This window comes from Actinomycetota bacterium (assembly GCA_013152275.1).
In the GTDB taxonomy this organism is placed as follows: domain Bacteria; phylum Actinomycetota; class Acidimicrobiia; order Spongiisociales; family UBA4744; genus BMS3Bbin01.
On the sequence record JAADGS010000043.1, the window covers coordinates 1 to 4,713 of the forward strand.

The window sequence follows — 4,713 nt, forward strand, 5'->3', positions numbered from 1 at the left end:
CAGTTCCTGCCCCACAGGCGGCAAAGACGAGGCTTGCAGCGACAACGAGAACTATTGCTTTCCCCATATCGTTGAAACGCACTACGGACTCGAAAGGTTCCAGGTCCTGGAGAGCACGCCCACTACTTCGCCCAGCGTATTCGCTGCGCTGACCCGACCCGTCCGGTGTCTTCTGATGATAAATGCATACTGCGTATGTATACTGTGTTTGCATCGCGACTATCGAGGAGAGGCCATGGCGTTCAGAGAGACCCTGTTGGTGTTGTTGTTGGATGGGCCGAGCCACGGCTACCAACTAAAGCTCGATTTCGAAACCGCTACTGGGGATGCCTGGCCCCTCAACGTCGGGCAGGTGTATTCAACCCTGCAACGCCTAGAGCGAACCGGATTGGTCGAGGTTGAGAGTACCGATGCCGAGGGGAGAATCCGGTACGAGATCACCGAACAAGGCCGAACAGTCGTCGAGCAGTGGTTCTCGAGCCCGGTAGAACAGTCCATGGCGACTCGTGACGATCTTTCGATGAAGCTCCTACTGTCGATCGCGACGAGCGCCGCGGATCCGGCCAAAGTGATCGGGACCCAGCGGGGTGCAACGATGCGCGCACTCCAGGACTACACCCGCCTGCGCGAGGAGACGAATGAGTCCGACCTTGCTTGGGAGTTGCACCTCGATCGGTTGATCATCCGCTCCGAGGCCGAGCTGCGGTGGCTGGACCGTGTTGAGGACCGGCTCGCCGCACGCACGACGACACCGACGAAACGACGCCCTGTCGTGGCGAAGCAGACCGGGCCAGTGACCAGCAAGGGAGGGGCACGATGACCCGCGCACCGGTGCTCGCAATGCGGCGAGTCGGCCGGACCCACGGAACCGGCGCCCAACGGGTCGACGCCCTCGTCAATATCGATCTCGATGTCAACAAAGGCGAATTGGTTGCAGTGACGGGCCGCAGCGGCTCAGGTAAAACGACGCTCCTCAATCTCGCCGGCGGTCTCGACGAGGCGACCACCGGCTCCGTCGAGGTCGAAGGTCGGCTGCTCGCCGAGCTCTCAAAAACGGAGCTGGCGGAACTGCGGCGGCTGCGGGTCGGGTATGTGTTCCAACAGTTCAACCTGCTCCCGACTCTCACCGCAGGCGAGAACGTCTCGCTCCCGTTGGAGCTCGACGGCATGTCACTGCGCAAGGCTCGGAGTCACGCCGAGACTGCGCTCGCCGAAGTCGGCCTGGAGGATATGGCGAACCGATACCCCGATCAGCTTTCAGGTGGGGAGCAGCAGAGGGTGGCGATCGCACGGGGATTTGTGGGACCCCGTGTGCTGCTGCTGGCTGACGAACCCACCGGGGCGCTCGATGAGGTGACCAGCGAGAGCATTCTGCGATTGCTGCGGACTCGTTGCGACCAGGGTGCCGCCGCAATGCTGGTCACCCACGAACCAGCGTACGCCGCATGGGCGGATCGCGTGGTGCGTATTCGCGACGGCCAGATTGAGCAGATCTCCGAACGCTCAACGGTCCCAGCAGGCATGGAAGCAACCACACCATGAACCTCGTTGGTCTTCGTGCGTCCGCTCGCATCGCCCGACGCTCAGCGATACGGCACCGCAAACGCACCATCCTGATCTTGGTTCTCATCGCCATCCCGGTCGCCGCCGCGATCGTCGTAGCTGGAATCAATCGCGCGAACAAGCTGGACCCCGAACGGCTCGTATCGAGCACGTTCGGGGCTGCCGAGGTTGTGATTACAGCGGACACATCGGATCCCGAAATCGATGCCTGGGTCACCGAACAGATCAGCAACGAGCCGTCCGCCGATTCCCTGAGGTATCGCAAGTTGGAGGTGCGTCTCGGCCTGGTCGTGAGTCCCGATCTTGGTGATCGTGTCCGGTTGTCAGACATCGACTTCACCAACCCGCTGGCCCGCGGGACTACCGTTCTCGCGGATGGGACAGAACCCTCGCGTCGGGGTGACATCGCACTGAGCGTGAACCTCGCGCAGCGGCTGCAGGTCCGCTCCGGCGACACCATCGAACTGACGTTGGGAGGCGCCAGCCCTCTCACATACAGCATCACAGGGCTTGTTCAAGACCCCATCAGCGTCCGGCGGGTGTTTGCGATCGTCACCCCAGAGGAAATGACTGACGTGATTGCTCGCGTCGATGCGCAGGCACAAGTGCGTGGCAATGAACGGATCGACGAGTTTCGCCTTCGCACAACCTGGCTGTTGGGCGGAGTCGACGGAGAGTTCGCCCCTCGGATTCTCCGCGCGTGGGAACGCGACAGAGACGAATTCCTACCACCAGCAGCGGTCGATCCTCAGCCACAGGAGCTGGAGCCGCACTCGGACGACACCAGGCTCTCCTTTATTTGGGTGGATGCGGAAAGCCGCCAGGACCGGCTCCTGGGGATGGCGAGAGACGATTCAGCTTTGACCGGGTCGCCCGTCGTTGGCACCATGGTTGCAGCGTTGCTCCTCGTCGAGGTTGCCCTGGTGGCGGGGGCAGCATATGCCACCGGGACCCGACGGCGACTGCGCGAAATCGGGCTCCTCGGCTCAAGTGGCGCCACCGAGATGCACATCCGGACAATCATTGTCGGCGAGGGAGTCGTCGCTGGACTCGTGGGAGCCGCCATCGGCGCGGCAATAGCCGTTTCGCTCCTCATCGCTGGTCGACCGTTCCTACAACTGCTTGTTGACCAACTCATTGTCGAGCCGCCCATTACCGCGGTGGATATCTTGGGGCCGATGGCGGTCGGTATTCTGGCTGCCACGGTTGCCGCATGGATCCCGGCCCGCACCGCCGCGGGCGTACTGACCGTCACAGCCCTGCAGGGACGAATGCCAGAGAAGCCTCAGCGCCGGTGGGTCGCTCCGGCGGGCCTGGGGCTGGTCGGGTTCGGTGCTTTGCTCGTCGTCGTCGCAAAGGTGGCCTTCGGCCAGGGAGCAGCAATTCAAGCTGGGTTGGGAGTTATCTTCATGATCGCAGGTGCGGCGCTGTTGACCGGCTCGATAGTCACCGCCGCGGGCAGCATCGCCGATCGATTCCGCGCGACCCCTCGCCTTGTCCTGCGCGATGCTGCCCGGCAGCGCTCGCGTGCGTCCGTGGCGACGGCCGCGGTTATGGTCGTCCTGCTCGGCCCGGTGATCATGGGTGTGAGCATCGCCAACGCCAGGGTAGGACAAGCAATTCATGGTCTGCCGGCTCCAGCCAATCACATCGTTGTCGTCGGCCAATACAACGCTGACGGGTACACCGAGGCTGGTACTGCCACGGCTGAGGACGTAGAAGCGGTGCGGAGCGTTATCCCCAACTCCGAGATGGCATTGATCGCCACACTCGATGCTCGCATCGTCTTTCAGGCAGAAGGGGTCGCCGTGGCAACGCTGAGTAGTCGCAGATCGGTCGAGGGATACGAACAGGAGTTTCTCCGTGAAGACGTCCGGGCGGCAGTGGGAACACCTGCCCTCGCGACGGTACTCGGCGATCCCGCAATTGCACAAGCACTTGAGAGCGGGGAAGCCGTGGTCCTCGGCGTTAAGAACCGCGCGACGACCCTGACCGTCAACGGTATAGAGATCAACGCGACGGAGATCGCTATCCCAGTTGCGTCATGGGCCATGCCGCGCTTGCTCCTTCCTCAGAGCATGGTGGATAGTCTCGATCTGCAAACTGCCGGAACCAAGGCGCTATTCGTCACCGAAGAACCACTTACGGTCGAATCGGCTTACGCTATCTGGAACCTCGACTTCACGGTTGACATCTCCCCGATTCGACCATTCTCGCTCCAACAATCTCTGTGGCTGGGGCTCGGTGCGACGTTTCTCGTGGTTCTTGGGATCATCGGCCTCATCACCGCTCTATCAGCAACGGAGTCCGACCGTGATTTGGCGATGATGGTTGCCGTGGGCGCACCGCCAACGATGCGGCGTCGGTTCCTAGGGCTGCAAACCGCGTTCTTTGCCTTCTTTGCCGGACTGCTGGCCGCCCCACTCGGATGGTTGCTGATGAAGGTGTCTGCCGACAACAGCGACTGGGTGATCATTGGACCGTTTGGCACCGTTCCCTCCGGCATCGCCACGGTGCCGTGGGGCGTGATCGCGGTTGTGGTGCTTGTCATTCCGGCAGCTGTTGGCGGAGTCACCGCACTCGTCGTGAAGTCATCGCCGACGATGCCGGCCCGTCAGGCGCTGTAGTCGGCAACCAGGCCGTGCTGCTCGCAAGCGGACTGCGTCCACCACCGAAGACTCACGGAGAGGTCCGCTCCGCAATACCAAGGCCTTCGACGTTGTACCAGAGGGAGACGTAGAAGTTTCTCGTCATCGAACAGCCGCGGTCTCCATACGCAAGGCCGTCGCCGCCGCGCACACACTCGCCGTCGATCGTGATCTCGACACGCTCCACAACCTCGGGTCGGAACAGCGCGTCGTAGAGCTGCAGGGTGAATAGCTGCAACTCGGAGGACGTTGAATTCGGGGATACCGGGTCGAGCAGGGCGGCTGTGAAATCTGCCCTGACCACACCGGCCTTGTCGATCGTCAGGGACGTGAGTTCGGCGGTCCCGGAGAACATCGAGTAATAACCATCGGCCTCCTCGGCCGGAGTCACACCCCTCAGGACACTCTCCACCCGCGCTACAAGAATTTCGCGCACATCGTCGCTCTCAACAACCGGACGTGCCAACCCGGCAATGGCACCACCGCACGAAACAACGTCGTA

Annotated in this window: 4 protein-coding genes; 3 read left to right on the forward strand and 1 reads right to left on the reverse strand. The window is 62.3% G+C overall.

The features are described 5' to 3' along the window. Window positions 1-235 precede the first annotated feature (235 nt). Genes GXP34_07905 through GXP34_07915 form a run of 3 tightly spaced genes read left to right on the forward strand, consistent with a single transcriptional unit; the run spans window position 236 to window position 4,190 of the window. Window positions 236-820 carry a PadR family transcriptional regulator gene (locus tag GXP34_07905; GenBank protein NOY55896.1) on the forward strand — a complete coding sequence of 195 codons (585 nt, stop codon included), beginning with the start codon at window positions 236-238 and terminating at the stop codon, window positions 818-820. After that, window positions 817-1,542 (forward strand): ABC transporter ATP-binding protein, encoded by a 726-nt coding sequence (locus GXP34_07910; protein NOY55897.1) that lies wholly within the window; start codon window positions 817-819, stop codon window positions 1,540-1,542. Before GXP34_07905 ends, GXP34_07910 begins: the two co-directional genes overlap by 4 nt. Continuing rightward, window positions 1,539-4,190: an ABC transporter permease gene (locus GXP34_07915; protein NOY55898.1), complete on the forward strand. Its 2,652-nt coding sequence runs from the start codon at window positions 1,539-1,541 to the stop codon at window positions 4,188-4,190. Before GXP34_07910 ends, GXP34_07915 begins: the two co-directional genes overlap by 4 nt. Before the next feature lie 52 nt (window positions 4,191-4,242). Here the strand turns inward: GXP34_07915 and GXP34_07920 are convergent, their stop codons facing one another. Further along, window positions 4,243-4,623 carry a hypothetical protein gene (locus tag GXP34_07920; GenBank protein ID NOY55899.1) on the reverse strand — a complete coding sequence of 127 codons (381 nt, stop codon included), beginning with the start codon at window positions 4,621-4,623 and terminating at the stop codon, window positions 4,243-4,245. Window positions 4,624-4,713 lie beyond the last annotated feature (90 nt).

Excerpts from the sequence above, each read along its gene's own strand:
- GXP34_07905 (NOY55896.1), top strand. The coding sequence starts at position 236 with ATGGCGTTCAGAGAGACCCTGTTGGTGTTGTTGTTGGATGGGCCGAGC.
- GXP34_07910 (NOY55897.1), top strand. The coding sequence starts at position 817 with ATGACCCGCGCACCGGTGCTCGCAATGCGGCGAGTCGGCCGGACCCAC.
- GXP34_07915 (NOY55898.1), top strand. The coding sequence starts at position 1,539 with ATGAACCTCGTTGGTCTTCGTGCGTCCGCTCGCATCGCCCGACGCTCA.